Below are 17,697 nucleotides of genomic sequence, written 5' to 3' on the forward strand. Positions count from 1 at the left end.
AAAAAGGAGTCAACATTGTTTTACTTAAATGTAATAGAAACCTTTTCCGCAGCTCATTTATTGCGTGGTTATGAAGGTGCCTGCAGTAAACTGCACGGTCACAACTGGAAGGTGAGGGTTTGTGTGAAGACAAAAGAGCAGGATGAAATCGGAATGGCAATGGATTTCGGTGTTCTCAAAACTATTCTGTCTAACATACTAAATAACCTGGATCATTCTTATTTGAATGAGATTGTTCCGTTTACGGAAAGAAATCCCACTTCCGAAAATCTGGCTAAATACATTTATGAATGTATGGAAAAAGAGCTTCAGGATAAGCCCGTAGCCATCTCTGAAGTAGAGGTTTACGAATCCGAAAAAAGCAGTGTGATTTATAAAAATGATCAGATTTGTTGAGTCCTTTTTTGTTAAAAGTGCTATTGAACCGAGTGATTATCCGGCTTCTGCTTATCCCGAATTTGCTTTTGCGGGTAGAAGCAATGTAGGTAAATCCACACTTATCAATTTATTAACCAATCATAAAGGGCTTGCTAAAACATCATCCACTCCTGGAAAGACACGCTTATTGAATTTCTTTTTAATTCGTTATAAGATAGACGATAATGATAGTTCCGGCTTTTTGCAATTTACCGATTTACCGGGTTATGGCTATGCCGAAGTAAGCCAAGCAGAACAGGAAAAATGGCGGCGGATGATCAATAAATATTTTGAACAGCGCAAGCAATTGCGTTCTCTAATTGTTATTGTAGATATTCGTCATCCGGCAGACAGCAAAGATATTATGCTACTGGAAATGTTACGCTTAAGAGGTATTGACTATTGTATCGTAGCTACCAAGGCAGATAAAATTCCCAAAACCAAAGTAGCCAAGACGGTGAAAGACCTGGCAAAGGGTTTGGGCTTGAAGGAAGAGCCAATTTTTCCTGTTTCGGCACTTAATAATACAGGTCTTGAGCCACTTTATAACTGGTTTCAAAATAAATTAAGCTAAAATGCATACAGATAACAAATTTGATCTCATCGTTGTGGGAGCAGGTCATTCCGGAATTGAAGCATCCCTGGCGGCAGCTAAAAGAGGGTTGAAAGTTGCTCTCTTTACCATTAAAATTGAAGCTATAGGCAGAATGAGCTGTAATCCATCCATCGGAGGTCCTGCCAAAGGTCATCTGGCAAGAGAAATAGATGCCTTAGGTGGTGAACTGGCAAAAAGTGCCGACCTTTCCGGAATTCATTTTCGGATGCTGAATAGAAGTAAAGGTCCGGCTGTTTGGGCTCCGCGTTCTCAAAATGATCGTCAAAAATACCATCTGCTGATGCGAGAAGCAGTAGAAAAACAGGAAAATATCCATTTAATTGAAGCAACCATAGAAGAAATAATTGTAGAAAATGGTTGTGTTAAAGGGGTAATAAGCCAAATCGGACATTGCTATTATGCTCCTAAAATTATTTTGGCAACCGGCACTTTTTTGCAGGGAAAAATCCACATTGGCAAAATAAGTTATGCCGGAGGACGCAGTGGAGAGCCATCTGTAGAATATCTTTCCCGTTCTTTATCTGCTTGGGGATTAAAAGTTCGCAGGTTTAAAACGGGAACTCCACCTAGAGTGGACTTGCGTTCTGTGAATTATAACAAACTGGAAGAACAAAAAGGGGATGAAAATCCTCAGGGCTTTTCTTTTTACCGGGATATTGAAATTAAGAATCTGGTTTCTTGTTATATAACACACACTACGGAAGAAACGCATCAAATTATTAGAGCCAATTTAACTGAATCCGCTCTTTACTCCGGAATAATTAAAGGCATCGGACCGCGTTACTGTCCTTCTATTGAGGATAAAATAGTGAAATTTCCCCAAAGGGAAAGTCATCACATTTTTATTGAACCGGAAGGGCTGAATACCTTTGAAGGTTATGTAAACGGCATTTCTACTTCGCTTCCAGCAGAAATTCAGGAAAAAATTGTGCATAGTATTCCGGGTTTAGAGGAGGCACGTATTTTACGCTATGCCTATGCTATAGAGTATGATTTTATTGATCCGGAAGAAATAGATAGTTCTCTGCAGTGCAAAAAAATAAAGGGCTTATACCTGGCAGGACAGATAAATGGCACTTCCGGTTATGAAGAGGCAGCAGCACAAGGTCTTTTAGCAGGTATAAATGCTTCTCTGGCTTTGGAAAATAAAGAACCCCTTATTCTAAAACGCAGTGAGGCATACATCGGAGTTCTAATTGACGATCTTGTAACCAGGGGAACAAATGAGCCCTATAGAATGTTTACTTCGCGTGCGGAATACCGTTTACTTTTACGTCAGGATAATGCCGATGAGCGTTTAATGCCGGTTGGTTACAAATTGGGATTGGTAGAAGAAAGTCGTTGGCAAAGGTTTTTGCAGATGCAAGAAATTTTACGGCGGGAACTGAAATACCTGAAACAGCATAACTGCCTGCCAAATGGAGAAATAAAAGAGCCCATCCGTTTTGCTCAATTATTGAAAAGACCCGAAATTTCTTTTAATGACCTCCAAAATTACGGTTACAAAATTCCGGCGGATGTTAATAGTGATATTCAAAATCGCCTTGAACTGGAAATTAAATATTCCGGCTATTTAAACCGAATGGAAGAAGAAATTCAAAAGTTCCAAAATGCTGAAACAATTGCCATTCCTGAAGAGATGGACTATTTTAGCATTCCCTCTCTGGCTTATGAAGCACGCGAAAAACTTAGTAAAATCCGTCCTAAAAATATAGGGCAGGCAATGCGAATTCCGGGAATAAATTATAGTGATAGCGTTGCCCTAATGATTTGGTTGCGCAAAAATGCCAAAAAGGAAGCCAAATGAATATTATTGCCTTAATTCCAGCTCGTTATAATTCAACGCGTTTTCCCGGAAAACCCTTGGCATTGCTGAAAGGAAAACCGATTATCCAGTATGTATATGAACGCGCTGCAAATTCCGGTTTATTTAATACTGTGTGTGTAGCAACGGATAATATCTCCATTTTAGAAACAGTTAAGTCATTCGGAGGCAAAGCGGTTTTAACAAAAGAAAGTCATCCCAGCGGTTCAGACCGCATAGCTGAAGCGCTACAATATTTTCCGCAAGCAGAATTGGTTTTTAATGTTCAGGGAGATGAACCGCTTATTGAAAAAGAACCCTTACAAAAGCTTATTTCCGCTTTTGAAGATAGAAAAGTGCAGATGGCAAGTTTAATGACCGTGATTGAAGACCGGGAAATGATATACAATCCAAACATTGTAAAAGTTGTAACTGATACGCAAAATTATGCTTTGTATTTTTCCCGTTCCGTTATTCCTTTTCAGCGAGACAGTCAAATAGACCTTAAATATTATCGTCACATTGGTGTTTATGCCTATTCTCCGGAATGTTTGCACCGATTTGTATATTTGTCACCCTCTATATTAGAGAGGACAGAAAAATTGGAACAGCTAAGAGCTCTGGAAAACGGAATTCCTATTAAAATGGTAGAAACCAGTTATCAAGGCATCGGAATTGATACACCACAAGACCTGAAAACAATAGAGAAACTGCTTTCTGTTACTTGATATTAGTTTTTGAATGAAAGTTTTTTGTCATTCCTGCGCAAGCAGGAATCCAGAGAAGAGAAGAATTATGAATAAGAACAAAAGCAAAGTCCTAACTATCATCTTTTTAGCTGCCAGTGTTTTTGTCACTGCAGTTCCTGTAACTATTTTGCATACTAACGACACCCATGGTACCTATCTACCTCAAAATTCAAGGTTTGGCAAAATTGGCGGTTATGCTGTTCTGGAATATTATTTGAATGCAGAAAGGGAAAAGACATCAGCAGCGCTTTATCTGGATGCCGGAGATCAACAAACGGGCAGCATATTTGCTTCGCAAAATTATGATAATGCAATTGGTGGAGCTGTTATAAAGGTCTTTAATTATCTAAAATTAGATGCTACAACTTACGGTAATCACGAGTTTGATTATTCGCAAGACAACACAATCAAACTTAGGGAACTGGCAAATTATCCTTTTCTCAGCACTAATATTCTGGATAAGAATAATCAACCCTTTGGCGGAATTCCCTATAAAATATTTTCCTTGGATTCCTTGCAAATTGGTGTAATGGGATTAACTTTAACCGAACTGCCGGAAAAAGTGAAAAGGGAAAATATTGCCGGATTAACCATTCTGCCTTATAAAGAGGCAATAGATAAGTATATTGAAGAAGTAGACAAACAGAGCGATCTGATAATACTGCTTACCCATAACGGCTTTGAAGCGGATTCCTTATTGGCAACCGTTTTGGATAACCGGGTGGATTTAATTATTGGAGGTCATTCCCATACCGTTATTTCTGAGCCCTGTCAAGTGAATGGAATTTATATTGCCTCCACCGGAAGTTATCTAAACTATTTGGGTGCCATCAATTTAGAAGTGCAAAACGACCGCATTATAGCTTATGCAAGCAAACTTATTCCCTTGCTGGAACCGGAAAATTTACCTATAACACCCTTAAATCAATTTGTGCAAACAATGGCAGACAGCATAGAAAAAGAAACGGGAAAAGTTATTGCCCATATTCCAGTGGACTGGATTCCCGATAAATTTAAGGAAACAGCAGTTTCCCGATGGGCTGCTGAGGCATTAAAACAGGAATATTATGAATCCTGTAAACCCGATTTGGCTATTATTAATAACGGAGGCATCAGAAAAGTTATTCCGGCAGGACCTGTTACCCTCAAAGATATGTATGAACTATTTCCCTTCAATAATTACATTGTCCTGTTTTCCTGTTATGGAAGAGATTTATTGACTATGGAAGCACTTAATAAAGAAATCGCTAAAAACAAACCCTACGATATTGTGCAAACAAGTTCAACGGAATGGAAAAAGAAAAAGCGTCTGTTCGGTTTGCTGAAACCCAAAGAGGTCTATTATATCAATGGAAAACCGGTTGATCCGAATAAAATATACCGCGTTGTTAGCTTTGACTATGTTTTGGGTCAGTGGGATAAATATTTGGGTTTTAAGCCCTTTGATGTCCAGGAAACAGGTGAACTCTTTACCGAAGTGATGATTAGACAAGTAAAAAAAATGATAAATGAAGAATGAAATTAACAAGGAAAACCTATTAGAATTGAGAATTGGGGGGGAGTTTTGACTCTAAACCGACCCTTTTGTGTTTGCAACTATATTCTGAGGTAACAGGAAATTTTCTTCGTTGCCTTCTACTTTCAAAGCTGAAGCTCGGTTTAGAGTTAAAACGAAAGTATTCCCCGAAGTCACAAATTCTGAACAATTCCTACCCCACATTTCTGGAGCGGCTGAATATATATTTTTTCCGTGACCGTGGAATTCGTGAGTTTGTTGTAGCTCGGTTGCAAGTGTGCAGTTTTTTGTTTTAACTCACAATTTTTTAACTCGTAAACAAGTTATAACTCGGTTGCAAATGAAGATGTTTGTGGGATGTGTGTACCTGGAGGGCAAGTGAAAATTGTGAGTCAAAACAAGTAGAGGGGGGAGTTTTGACTCTAAACCGACCCTTTTGTGTTTGCAACTATATTCTGAGGTAACAGGAAATTTTCTTCGTTGCCTTCTACTTTCAAAGCTGAAGCTCGGTTTAGAGTTAAAACGAAAGTATTCCCCGAAGTCACCAATTCTGAACAATTCCTACCCCACATTTCTGGAGCGGCTGAATATATATTTTTTCCGTGACCGTGGAATTTGAGGGAATGCTGTAGCTCGGTTGATAGTGTGCAGGGTTCTTGTTTTAACTCACAATTTTTTAATTCGTAAACAAGTTATAACTCGGTTGCAAATGAAGATGTTTGTGGGATGTGTGTACCTGGAGGGCAAGTGAAAATTGTGAGTTAAAATAGAATATGCACCGGGGTTAAAACCCGTTGTTATCCAACTGCCATCACTACAGGATTTATCTTATTATATAAAGTTTATGAATATTAAAACTATATAAAATATGGAGTTACAGATATAATATTTTCTTCTTCCCCCTAAATTTTCCTAACTCCTATTAACTAAATATAATTCCATTTTCTTCCTTAATAGCATTGCTTACTCATTGCTTACCCATTGCTAATCCCATCCGTAATGGGTAAGCAATGCTTCAGCAATTCAAGCTGGGAAAAGCTCTGAAAACAATGGACTTTACTTAACCCCCAAACATCAACCCAACCTTTAGGATGGGTGGATGATGGGTAACAATTAAGAACGGTGTAATAAATTGTGTAGCCGGAGCTCCGCAAAATCAAAAACTTTTTTTCTTGCGGAAGAACTGCGTCCTCCGGCTACATTTTTGCGGTTTATTCAGACAATAATTCTACATTTAAAAGCCCGGTTTGTAACAGAGGCATCCTGTTAATAATCCGATTTCCTTTAATAAACCAGGCGCCTCCACAGTATCTTTCTTCTTCTATGGCATTTTCCTCAACGCAATTGCAGACCATTATCGGTTTACCAAGTTTTTGATATTCATTTAGATAGAAGGGAAATTCTTCTTCGTCCCAATTTTTCTGAAAGTCATCCCTGCAGGGAAAACTCCTTGCCATAATATGTAAATAAAAATCCGGTTCTGCCTGGATAAGACAATTAAGTATTTCCGGTTCAAACAAATCCCCGCAGATTAAAACTCCGATTTTACCGTAAATAGTATCTGCAATCCCCGGAGTATTTCCGCAGGCATAGTCGTTTGAGGTAACTTCTGAAGGTAGCCAACCCCTGGATATTCTGTGATAATGAACAGCAATCTGCCCAAATTTGTCAAACAAGACAAAGCTGTCATAAATACAGCCCTTTTCTTTTTCCAAAAAGCCAAAACCGATTCCTATGGAGTATTGTATCGCTTTTTGCTGTAAGGATTTTACTTCAGAAGAATCCATTGCAAGGCAATTTTGGCTATCCTGAGTGTAGATTCCTGTAATGTTCAAACCCCCTAAAGCGGCTTCAGGAAAAATTATCAGGTCGCTTTTTTGCGCACCTGCTTCTTCTATATAGCGATGCATTGATGCAATTGCCTGGTCTATTTTTTCTAGGACAGGAAAAACACAAGCGGATATTTTCATTTTGTTGTTCTCCTTTTTTGTGGAGGAACGGTGTCCTCCGGCTACACTTTGTTTTTGTTTTAGCTCACAATTTTTTAATCAGGAAATCAGTGCAAGCTCGATTGTAAAATTTCCCGAGGGGCTTACGCCACCTTCTACATCGTTGTTTCGCCCTGACGGGCTTTTGGTGAAAAAGAAAGGTAAAAAGAATAGAACTTCAGGGGCTTTCATTTTACGAGGGGCTAACGCCACCATCGCTATCATTGTGTCGCCCTTTGGGCTTTTAATGTATCTCAACCGTCTAAACCTTTTCAACTGTCTAAACCCTCTCAACCGTCTAAACTTTCTCAACCTTTTTTAATTTTCAATTCTCAATTTTAACCTATTTTCCTTGTAAATTTCATTTTTCCTTCTGTTCTTCATTCTCTTTTCTCTTTGTGAAAAAAACCTCAGAATTCAAGGTTGATAGTAACCGGACCTTCATTTACAAGTTCTATCTGCATTTTTGCGGCAAAAATACCTGTTTGGACATTAATATTGTTCTGTTTAAACAGATGCACAAATTCCTCATAGAGTTCTTTTGCTTTTTCCGGAGAAGCAGATTGGGTAAAATCGGGTCTGCGTCCCCTTTTACAATTGGCATAGAGGGTAAATTGAGAAATAACTAAAACCGAACCCTGAATATCTAAAACACTTTTATTCATTTTGTCATTTTCATCATTAAATATACGCAGTTCCAAACATTTCCGCACAGCAAGAGGTAAAATTTCAAAGGCATCGTTAGTAGCAAAACCGACAAAAATTAGAAGACCGTTCTCTATTTTGCCGACAATTTCGTTATCTACATAGCAGATTGCTTTACTAACTCTTTGCAGGGTAATACGCATCAGTCAATTTTAAAGCCATGCACTTCAAAGCAGCCGGTATCGTCAATCCAGATAGACCCTTCTTTAAAAGGAGGAATATAAATTCCAAGGCGTCCAAAACGGGCACCTGGTTTAATAAAACCGGCACTAATTGTAGCGCGTTCCCAGTCCTCGTTTACTTTGGCTTTTATTTTGAAACGATTGACAATTTTGCCATTTTCTTTAAAGACAATAAAGCGTAACTGTGGTCGTGGCGGATGAGGAGAATTAGTTTTAAAATAACATCTTAAATAATAACCCCCATAGCGACGCACATTAAATGGCTCACTTAAAATCAAAACAGAATTATCAGAAGCATCAATCCGCAGAGATGTTTTCCCTTCCAAAGTCACTTCCGGATCAATAACTACAGGGCTTTCCCTGGTCTCCTTGGGATTAAGAATAACCATCCAACCCTTTAAAGCTTCTTCTCCAATAGTGGAATAGGGACTGAAACTATTATTCTTAATCAGGTTTGGGCTATCTTTCACATCCCGTTCGGTGAAACTTAAAGTAGTAACTGTAGAACAGGAGCCGATAAAAATTAACAGCAAGACCAATAAGCAAGGACCAAATAAACGCTTAGTCATTTAATAAAACCCCTTTCGTTTAAATATTTTAGAACAACTCCCACGGCAATAGAATTTACTAATAAATTAGAACCTCCATAACTTATAAACGGTAACGGAATCCCCGTGGCTGGAACCAGACCAATATTCATTCCAATATTGATGAAGGTCTGAAACATAAGATAAGCCGAAATACCTGCCGTGGCAACTTTTCTTTCGCGCACCTTCAATTCTCCGAGATTATGAATAAGACGCAAGAAAAAAGCCACAAACAACAACAGTAAAAGCATACAACCGATAAAACCGAATTCTTCCCCCAACACGGAAAAAATAAAATCCGTATGATGTTCCGGTAAAAATTTCATATTCTTTTGCGTTCCTTTCAGCCAACCTTTGCCAAAAACAGAACCGCTACCAATAGCAATTTTGGCTTGAATAATTTGATAACCCGCTCCTAAAGGATCGCGAGTGGGGTCCATAAAAGTTAAAATCCGATTTTGTTGATAATCCTTCAATCCAATCCAAAACACAGGTGTTATCAAAGCTATAAAAACATTGATGATGCCCGAAACAGTAATCGCTACCCAGGAAAGATGGGATTTTAACAATAAAATAACCAAAATCGCAATCCAAAAAGGAATGGCAGGCAACCAAACAGAACTGATTACACTTATAACCGGACTGATTATCAAGAGAATAAAATATAGCGGAACATCCGCTGCAATCAACATTGCAATTAGCGCTGCCCAAAAAACAAGAGTTGTGCCAAAATCAGGTTCAAGAATAATAAGCAAAGCAGGCAATAGAGTTAACAAAAAGCCATAAAGTATCTGCTTGTATTCATTTAAATTCTCTTTGGAAATAACTTTGGCTACTAATAAAATGGTAAGTAATTTGGCACTTTCCGAGGGCTGAAGATTTATTCCTCCTAAAGAAAACCAACGGTGAGCTCCACTCACTGCAGGCGTGAAAAACACTAAAATTAAAGCCAGGATATTAAGAATATAAAGCGGTAAAATTAGAAGGTCAAAAATAGGCATCGGAAGGCGTAACAGCAAAAGAATTACTCCTAAAGAAAGGAATGCAAAGATAATTTGTTTCCACCAGTTGTTTTCTGTGTGTATCTGACCCCCGATAACCGTTGTAGAAGCACTGAAAATAATTAAACAGCCAAAAATAATCAACAGCAGTAAAAGAGTAAAAAGCACAAAATCAAACTTTTTTCGGTTAATGAACATTACTCTCTTCCTGGGGTTGGCTTACAGAAGGTTCCGTTTCCGGTGTTAAAAATCCGCTATCCTCTATTCCCTGTTCCTGTTCTTCTTCCTCAATTCCTTCGGCAGTTCTGAATTGAGGAGGCAAAGGTGCAACCTGTTTAATAATTTCCAGATTACCCATATAATAGTTAAAAATCTTAGCTGTTAGAGGAGCAGCCATAGCTCCGCCGCCACCTGCATTTTCCAAAAAAACGGTAACTACAATTTCCGGTTTATTTGTAACCAGATAGCCACAAAACCAGGCATGTGTTTTTCTGCCCATCACATTTTCTGCGGAACCGGTTTTACCGTATATTGTGGCTCCGTTAATTCTGGCATTAGCTCCTGTTCCACCTGGAGCATTTACAACAGACCATAAACCCTGTTGAATTGTTTTCAGGGTTTCCGGTTTCATAGGTAACTTCTTTTTTGTTAAAGGCATAACCTGTTCGCGGGTAAGGCGCCCCCTGCCTACAGTTTGTTTTAATAAATGTGGCTGAACCCATAAACCATTATTGGCTATAGCTCCATAAAAGGCATTTATCTGTAAAGGTGTTGTTAGCACTTCTCCCTGGCCAATTGCCAAATTAACTTTGTGTCCTATAATACCTTCCTGTTTGCCAAAGGTCTTTCTGTACCATTCGGTATTGGGAAAAAAACCCTGCCTTTCATTAGGCAAATCAATCCCTGTTCTTCCATACAAATGTGAATCGCGCACATAGTTATAAAAATCGTCCAAATTTATCTTCAACGACAAATCGTAAAAATATGTATCACAGGATACCCTTAAAGCGTCAACAATACTGGTACTACCATGCCCACTGCTATACCAACAACGGAAAAAACGGTTGCCAACTTTAAGTCCTCCAGCACAAAAAGCCAAACGCGTTTCCGGTGTAACCAAACCCCTGTCCAAACCGATTCCTGCGGTTACAGGTTTAAAAACGGAACCCGGAGGATAAGTTCCGTAGATGATTCTATCCATCATTGGCTTTTCTGCACGATTCAGATACTCCCAGGTTTCGGGCGAAATTTTTTGCATAAAGAGATTAGGATCATAATCCGGCTTGCTAACATAAGCAAGAATACCTCCGCTGCGAATGTCACTTACAACAATTGCTCCTTTCATTCCTTCGGGAAAAATACCGGCAACAAATTCCTGCAGATCATTATCAATAGTCAACACAAGAGAAAGCCCATTCAAGGGTTCTATATATCCCCCTTCTTCAAAAAGCTGTAAACTATGTCCTTGAGCATCTACCTGAACAATTTCCCTGCCGTCTTTTCCGCGTAAAAGAACTTCGTAATAGCGTTCCAGACCTGTTTTTCCGATATAGCTATTGAGGGAATAATCCTCTTTCTGATAAAGTTCATATTCTTGCTCGTTAATCCTTCCTACATAACCGGTAAAGTGATTAGGATAAAGATAATTGCGGGTGGAGCCAATGCGAAAGGAAAGCTCCGGATAATAATTCAGTTCTTCACTTAAAGTCAGCACCGTTTCATAAGGGATATTATCTGCCAGCAAGATTTCTTCGTAGGTCTTAAACCTCTGTTTAAAGATGAGGTCTTTCAATTCACTTTCAGAAATGCCGAAATTGCGTTCCAGAAATTTGCTTAAATCAGGTAAATTCTTTATCTTGCCGCTTGTTAAATAGAGATTTTGAGAAGGCACATTTTGCACTATAGGTCTATATTTATGGTCATAAATTTCTCCCCGGGTGGCAGTTATTCTTCTAATACGGACAAAGTTGCTTTCCGCAATGCGTTGATATTTAGCTCCTTCAACAACCTGCAAACGAAAAAGAGATATAGCCAAAAGAAGAAAAAGAATTGCCAGAACAAGGGAAAAGGTTACAGTCGTTTGATTTTTAATCATTGCTGATGTTTAAACGGACTTTGCTTAAAAGCTGCAAACCCCAAAAAACAATTAAAGATAACAAAACATTATAGCCAAAACCAAGCAGTGATTTTGTTAAAAGCGGACTGGCAAAACTGAAAGTTACCCCGAAAACAAGCAATTGAATAATAGAGAAAAGCAGATTGACAATTCCAATAGTGAGCATCTTGGCTACAAAACTTTCCATCTCAAAGGGCTTGCGAAATTCATTGATGGCTAAAGCCAACAGACAAAATACAAAGGCATACAAGCCAAAAGTCATCGGATTTACCGAATCAAACATCAGTCCAATAATAAAAACCACAATCAAAGCAAGGTCTCGCGGACGAGTCCAAACCGTATAAATCAACCAAGGTAAAAGAATATTAGGAATAACATTCCAGATAGCTAAAGCAGGCATCACCAGAATTTGGAGATACAAAAAGAACAAACCCAGAATAAAACTCCAAATTCCTTTCCAAACCATTAGTTATCCACTCTACGCACGATGCAAAAAGGAGTTAATTCGTCACCCTGACCTTGAGGATTATCTTTCATTACTTTTTCCATAAAGTGTTTACTGACATTTGGGCTACTGCCAATCATCCAACAACCGCCAATATCATTAATGTCCATAACGGCAAATTCATAACCAAAACGGGAATGTAAGTCCTCACAGACCTCTTTGGGATGCAAAGGACCTTTAATCACCATATCCGTGTAAGGTGGAACAGGAGAAGTAGTTGCAGCATCAATTAAAGCGGCTTGCATACCTGCCACTCTGTAAAAATCACCCTTCCTACCCAAAAGTTTACCTATTGCTCCAATAAAAGCTGCCAAAAGAATTCTGAGAACACCTGTTTCTTCAATAGCGCATTGCATACTGGTTGGAGCTCCTAAACCAATGCCATAAGGAACCTTGGCAACAAAGCGACTAAGCAATTTTGCCAAAAGAGAAACTTTTATTTCCGCAACTGGAATAGCACGTCCCTGAGTAATAGCCAAAGGGCTTTCACTGATAGTTAAAATATCTCCTGGTTGCATTAAAGGCAAGGCATACTCTTTAATAACTTCACCAATATCATCCTGAGGAGTTAGGATTTTGGTTTTAACAGGAATGCGTTCAAACTTCACTCCTCCAATTGTGATAATGGGCTCTGTTTGTTTACTTTTACTCATTTTTAACTGCCTTTTTCAAGATAAAGATATGTTCCAGGTTTTCCACCAAAGTAAAGGGATTGATATCTGCACTGATAAATAAATTATCCTGCGATTCCCGAATGCGTTTTATTGTTCCAACGGGATAGGATTTGGGAAAAAGACGCGAAAGATTGGAAGTTACAATTGTATCACCAACTGCAATATCCGAACCAAGCTTAATTAAATTCATAGCAATTGAGCCACTAATATCCGCCTGTAAAATTCCCTGGACGGAAGTGCGGGAATCCATTACAGGCAATTGAAAACGGGGATTGGAAAAAGGCAGAACAATAGAATGGTCTGCCGAAACCTGAATTATTTTACCCACAATACCATTAGCAGAAATAACCGGATCATCAATTTGAATTCTGGAGCCAATTCCTTTATCCACAATCAGATTAAGTTCCTGATATTGACCGGAAATGCCGATAATTTCTGCCTGCACCAAATCCGCTTCACCAATATCAAAAGCTATGGAAAAAGCACTTGTATACTGCTTCAATTCATTTTGCAGAGCTAAATTTTCCAGAGTGGTTTCTGCTAATCTTTTACGCAGAGAAAAGACCTCCTGTTTCAATTCCTGCCTGGTTTCCACTGCTTTCAAAGACCTTACAAACGGAAAGAAAACCGTATTACCCATCCAGCCGGCTTTTTTAAGGCGACTTTCATTGCTGCCAATTAGCATTAACAGCGAAAGGACTATTAAAATTAGGGGAACAAGGTTCTTCTTCAGCATCTTATATCCCTATTAAAAAAGGGTATTATATTTTTACTAAGCTTATCCTGAAGAGGAAAATTCGGGTTCAATCCTCAATTCTTTTAATAAGCACTTGACGGTAACGGTCTATATCATCCAAAACCTTTCCAGCACCTTTAACAACGCATTCTAATGCATCAGGAACAACATGGACAGGTAAATCAACTGTCTTGCGTATCTTTTCATCCAGTCCTTTTAACAGAGCACCTCCACCGGTTAAAAATATTCCCCGTTCAGCAATATCGGCAGAAAGCTCGGGAGCAGTTCTTTCAAAGAGGCGTTTTATGGCATCAATAATTGTAGCTACTGTTTCAGAGATTGCTTCCCGAATTTCTTCAGAAGTTATCTTAATCGTTACGGGGTAACCGGATACAATATCTCTTCCGCGCACATCCATTGTTAATTCCTGTTTCAAAGGATTGGCACTGCCAATTGTGGTCTTGATTTTTTCTGCGGTCTGCACACCTACATAAAGATTACTTTTTTTCCGAAGATAGTTTATGATATCGGTATCTATTTTATCTCCGCCTACCCGGATAGAATTTTGAACAACTATATGCGATAAGGAAATAACGGCAATTTCACTTGTGCCACCTCCAATATCCATAATCATATTTCCGCAAGCCATATCTATAGGTAAGTCAGCACCAATAGCTGCAGCAATGGGTTCTGCAATTAAATGAACTTCACGCGAACCAGCATGCAAAGCACTATCGCGCACAGCTCTTTTTTCTACTTCCGTTATTCCTGAAGGAACACAAACAATTACTCGGGGACGGACTAAAAGGCGTTTCTTTTGTGCCCTTAAAATAAGATTGCGTAACATCAGTTCTGTCACTTGAAAATCGGCAATTACACCATCTTTCAAAGGTTTGATAACTCTCACCTCATCCGGATTTTTACCCAACATAAGTTTTGCCGGATTGCCTATAGCAATAATCTTTTTGTTGTCAGTTGAAACAGCAACTACCGAGGGTTCATTGATCACAATTCCACCATTTTTTTTATAGACCAAAGTATTGGCTGTTCCCAAATCAATTGCAATGTCATTAGCCATCATTCCAAAAAAATCAAATACGGACATTCAAGACCTCTCTATTATCTGCTGGCAAGCAGGATGAATTTTAATAATAACAATTTTGCTATCTTATACCTTATTTTTTATTTAGTTGGCTATGTCAAGTAAAAACGGTTTGTTACCTCTCATAGATTTTACAGAAGTGGAATCTCACAGATTTCACAGATTTCACAGATTGGAAAGAAGAGCATACAGATTTTGCCGATTTAAGCAGATTTTTTTACAAAGAGAAAAGAGAATTTTTTTGTAGCACCGAAAACACCTAAAACATAGTGAAAATTTCCAATATTACTTTCAGATTGAAAATGCATAAATATTTCTTATCTTCTCTGGATGCAGGAATGACAAAGAACTCTTCCTTCAAAATATGATATAATTTGCACTCAAACTTCTTGACCTCCAGATGCTCTTTTACTTCTCTCCACTAATTTTAGAATTCTTCCCCCATTTGCAATCGGTTTCATTCAAATAGATCGTTCCCCCTTTGTGGACTTGAATTTGGACATTATCTCCAATTTCAACTTCACCGAAGATATTCAGTTTGGCACCTTTTTTAACCGTTATTTTGCTATTATCTTTAATGATCAATTTGCAGTCCGATTTAACGGTTACATCCGCTTTTTTCTCCAGGGTTATATTTCCTTGTAAGATAGCCAGATGGTTCATTTCTGCTTTCCCTTCTACTTTTTTGGGCAGGGTTGCGCACATTTGCAGTAGGCGTCCATCACCAGGATCAATACTAATTTCTGGTGTATTGGAATCCGAATAAAACAGCTCCTTAGAAAATGGGTCGTAAAGAGCTACATATTTTCCCAAAATTTCTTTAGCGCTGTTATCTATATTAAACTTAACAGTTTGAGGTGGTGCTGGCAGAAAATGGTCATCCAGTTTATCGGGAGGAACATTCAGCAAGCTATCGGAGCGAGTTGGGTTATTGACCATAGAAATATATTCCGTTCTGCGGTTGACCAACATAAAATAGGGATATTTTCCTTCTGCTTTAAAGAGACCGCATTGCACATAGCCATCGTAAAGATCAACATCATTTTGCACAAGTTTTTGAGGTAGAACTTCAATTGCCTTTACCATCACAGGTTTCAGTTGTTCAGGATTTTTATATCCGGTAGTTAGAATGGCATCTGCATCAAGCCATTCCCGGGGTTCAAGGTAATCAGCATAAAAAATTATTTTTTGATTTGCTTCTTTTAAGCCCTCCCAACCTGGGCGGAAGGTTACTTTTCCCGAGGGCGAAACATCTATGGTAGTGAATTCCTGGAAACCGAGTTTCATTACATTTTCTTCATAAATCCGGTTATAAATTCTGTAGGTTAAAATTCCATCTGCTCCATAGCATAGAGGCAAAAGCTGTAAACATTTCTGCATATATTTGGGAGGACGAAGTAAAGCCCAATAACCATTTTCGGCATCCGTATAATTCCATTCTCCGTATGACTGTGGACAGGGCATATATTTAGCTCCTGTCTTCATACAGAGTTCTTTATAATGTTTATAGTGGTCTAACATATCATAATCCAGCCGTCTTTGAACCCCTCTTCTTTCTGTAGGGTTATTCCATTGCATCCATCCCCAGAGAGGATATATATCAAAAGCAATCAATTCGGGCTCCACTATTTTAGAATACAAACCGATATGATCATACATCATATTGTTCGGTTTAATAACATTTTTCCGGTGCAAAATGGAGCAGGTATAAAAGCCCGAACAATTGGGAGCAAAGGTTTTCAGGTCTTTGAATATATCTTTTTCCAGTCGGCGGAAAGAACTGAATTGTCCTTGAGTGGGTTCATCGGTTAAATAGAAATACTTTATATTGTCATAGCGCGAACAAAGATTATACATTCTGTTTCTGACAGCTTCAATCAGTTCCGTATCTGTCTTCTGGCGTTTATACATTGTATCTTCAAACTCCACATAATCAAGTTCTAATACGCCTTTCCCGTTCCAATAAATCTGAGGATTGAGGTTAATCAGCAAATATTTCCATATTATATTGCTATCTAAAAGCCCTGCATAATAAAGGTCTTGCAGAGATATTTTAAGCACAATTTCCTTATGTTGCCAAACAGAATTGCCTTCCTGATCTTTAGTGATTAAGGGAAGTTTATTATATTCGCCTACAGTAAGATAAGAAACCGTGCCATACCTGGAATTATAAGTATTAAAATGGCGAACCTGACATTCTTTATTTGCCTTATCAAAGCCGTTGAAAGAAAACCGCATCAGTTCCGTATTAGGATCGTCAGGTATATTTGAACATTTAAATGCAATGGTAATATATAAAGTATCATCGCCTGCAGGATTATCTTTAATATCCCCTTTCCTGCCATCAATCATTTCACGCTGTATGAATCTGAATTCATTACCTATATTATATTTTGTATAACCCTTTTCCTGCCACCGGAATTCCAGTTTGTTAAAGGCATAACCTGGCTGTCCGTTTTTTAATTGCAAAAGGTATTTTCCGGAAGCAAGCTCATTAAAAACAGGAGTGCCTGTAGTGTAAGAATTGTTATAAAAATACATATCATCCAGCAGATTTTCTGTAAAAGTAGAATCATATTCTGCTTCAAAACGCCAGTAATTAGCTATGGAAAATGCTTCTGAACCGTATTCCGGATTTTTACTTCCTTCCGTAAATGCCATATCATAAAGCAAAACATCCAACTTATGTTTATCCATTGCCTTTAGTAAAAGGTCAGACCTTTGAGGAAAATCACCCGGCAAAAAAGTTATCACAGAAGCATTATAATATGCCGTTTGCATTGAATCAAGCAAAGTATAATAGAAATCGGGAATATTCTGAAAGCATCTAAAATAGGAATAATTCGCCAGTAAATACTTATCGGAATGCTTACCGTAAATCGGACTGAGCATTATTAACACAAGGGCAAAAATCAAAAATCTTATGCGTCGCATTTCAACCTCGCTAATAGCTTATTATTTATCTGTTTTTCAAACACATAAACATCTTATACAGGATA

15 protein-coding genes are annotated in these 17,697 nt (G+C 38.3%); 5 read left to right on the top strand and 10 right to left on the bottom strand.

Annotated elements, in window-relative coordinates; all coding sequences use genetic code 11:
• Positions 1-15: 15 nt before the first annotated feature.
• From queD to CLOAM_RS08470, 5 genes are all read left to right on the top strand, one after another.
• Positions 16-396 carry a 6-carboxytetrahydropterin synthase QueD gene (gene queD / locus CLOAM_RS08450; RefSeq protein ID WP_015425484.1) on the top strand — a complete coding sequence of 127 codons (381 nt, stop codon included), beginning with the start codon at positions 16-18 and terminating at the stop codon, positions 394-396.
• Positions 380-991, top strand: coding sequence for a ribosome biogenesis GTP-binding protein YihA/YsxC (gene yihA, locus CLOAM_RS08455; protein WP_015425485.1), 612 nt, complete (start codon positions 380-382; stop codon positions 989-991). Before queD ends, yihA begins: the two co-directional genes overlap by 17 nt.
• Before the next feature lies 1 nt (position 992).
• Positions 993-2,840 carry a tRNA uridine-5-carboxymethylaminomethyl(34) synthesis enzyme MnmG gene (mnmG, locus tag CLOAM_RS08460; protein WP_015425486.1) on the top strand — a complete coding sequence of 616 codons (1,848 nt, stop codon included), beginning with the start codon at positions 993-995 and terminating at the stop codon, positions 2,838-2,840.
• Positions 2,837-3,565, top strand: coding sequence for a 3-deoxy-manno-octulosonate cytidylyltransferase (gene kdsB / locus CLOAM_RS08465; protein WP_044279115.1), 729 nt, complete (start codon positions 2,837-2,839; stop codon positions 3,563-3,565). The genes mnmG and kdsB overlap by 4 nt, the downstream gene beginning before the upstream one ends.
• Before the next feature lie 67 nt (positions 3,566-3,632).
• Entirely contained in the window at positions 3,633-5,105 is a 1,473-nt protein-coding gene (locus CLOAM_RS08470; protein ID WP_044279116.1) for a bifunctional metallophosphatase/5'-nucleotidase, read from the top strand.
• 1,208 nt (positions 5,106-6,313) lie between these two features.
• Here the strand turns inward: CLOAM_RS08470 and CLOAM_RS08475 are convergent.
• The 10 genes from CLOAM_RS08475 to CLOAM_RS08525 form a co-directional block, all read right to left on the bottom strand.
• On the bottom strand, positions 6,314-7,072 hold the full coding sequence (locus CLOAM_RS08475; RefSeq protein ID WP_015425489.1) for a carbon-nitrogen hydrolase family protein: 759 nt from the start codon (positions 7,070-7,072) through the stop codon (positions 6,314-6,316).
• Between the two features lie 428 nt (positions 7,073-7,500).
• On the bottom strand, positions 7,501-7,938 hold the full coding sequence (dtd, locus tag CLOAM_RS08485; protein WP_015425490.1) for a D-aminoacyl-tRNA deacylase: 438 nt from the start codon (positions 7,936-7,938) through the stop codon (positions 7,501-7,503).
• Positions 7,938-8,546: a hypothetical protein gene (locus CLOAM_RS08490; protein ID WP_044279119.1), complete on the bottom strand. Its 609-nt coding sequence runs from the start codon at positions 8,544-8,546 to the stop codon at positions 7,938-7,940. Before CLOAM_RS08490 ends, dtd begins: the two co-directional genes overlap by 1 nt.
• Positions 8,543-9,763: a rod shape-determining protein RodA gene (gene rodA / locus CLOAM_RS08495; RefSeq protein ID WP_015425492.1), complete on the bottom strand. Its 1,221-nt coding sequence runs from the start codon at positions 9,761-9,763 to the stop codon at positions 8,543-8,545. Before rodA ends, CLOAM_RS08490 begins: the two co-directional genes overlap by 4 nt.
• Complete coding sequence (gene mrdA / locus CLOAM_RS08500) at positions 9,753-11,660, bottom strand: penicillin-binding protein 2 (RefSeq protein WP_015425493.1); 1,908 nt, start codon at positions 11,658-11,660, stop codon at positions 9,753-9,755. The genes rodA and mrdA overlap by 11 nt, the downstream gene beginning before the upstream one ends.
• Positions 11,653-12,147 (bottom strand): rod shape-determining protein MreD, encoded by a 495-nt coding sequence (mreD, locus tag CLOAM_RS08505; protein ID WP_015425494.1) that lies wholly within the window; start codon positions 12,145-12,147, stop codon positions 11,653-11,655. Before mreD ends, mrdA begins: the two co-directional genes overlap by 8 nt.
• The gene (locus tag CLOAM_RS08510; protein WP_015425495.1) at positions 12,147-12,839 is read right to left on the bottom strand and encodes a coenzyme F420-0:L-glutamate ligase; all 693 of its coding nucleotides are present in this window, start codon (positions 12,837-12,839) and stop codon (positions 12,147-12,149) included. The genes mreD and CLOAM_RS08510 overlap by 1 nt, the downstream gene beginning before the upstream one ends.
• The gene (gene mreC, locus CLOAM_RS08515) at positions 12,832-13,596 is read right to left on the bottom strand and encodes a rod shape-determining protein MreC (protein WP_015425496.1); all 765 of its coding nucleotides are present in this window, start codon (positions 13,594-13,596) and stop codon (positions 12,832-12,834) included. Before mreC ends, CLOAM_RS08510 begins: the two co-directional genes overlap by 8 nt.
• A gap of 67 nt (positions 13,597-13,663) precedes the next feature.
• A complete protein-coding gene (gene mreB / locus CLOAM_RS08520; protein WP_015425497.1) occupies positions 13,664-14,701 on the bottom strand; it encodes a rod shape-determining protein in 1,038 nt (345 codons plus the stop codon).
• 405 nt (positions 14,702-15,106) lie between these two features.
• Complete coding sequence (locus CLOAM_RS08525) at positions 15,107-17,632, bottom strand: hypothetical protein (RefSeq protein ID WP_015425498.1); 2,526 nt, start codon at positions 17,630-17,632, stop codon at positions 15,107-15,109.
• Between the last annotated feature and the right edge of the window lie 65 nt (positions 17,633-17,697).

It is taken from the genome of Candidatus Cloacimonas acidaminovorans str. Evry (assembly GCF_000146065.2).
Taxonomy (GTDB): domain Bacteria; phylum Cloacimonadota; class Cloacimonadia; order Cloacimonadales; family Cloacimonadaceae; genus Cloacimonas; species Cloacimonas acidaminivorans.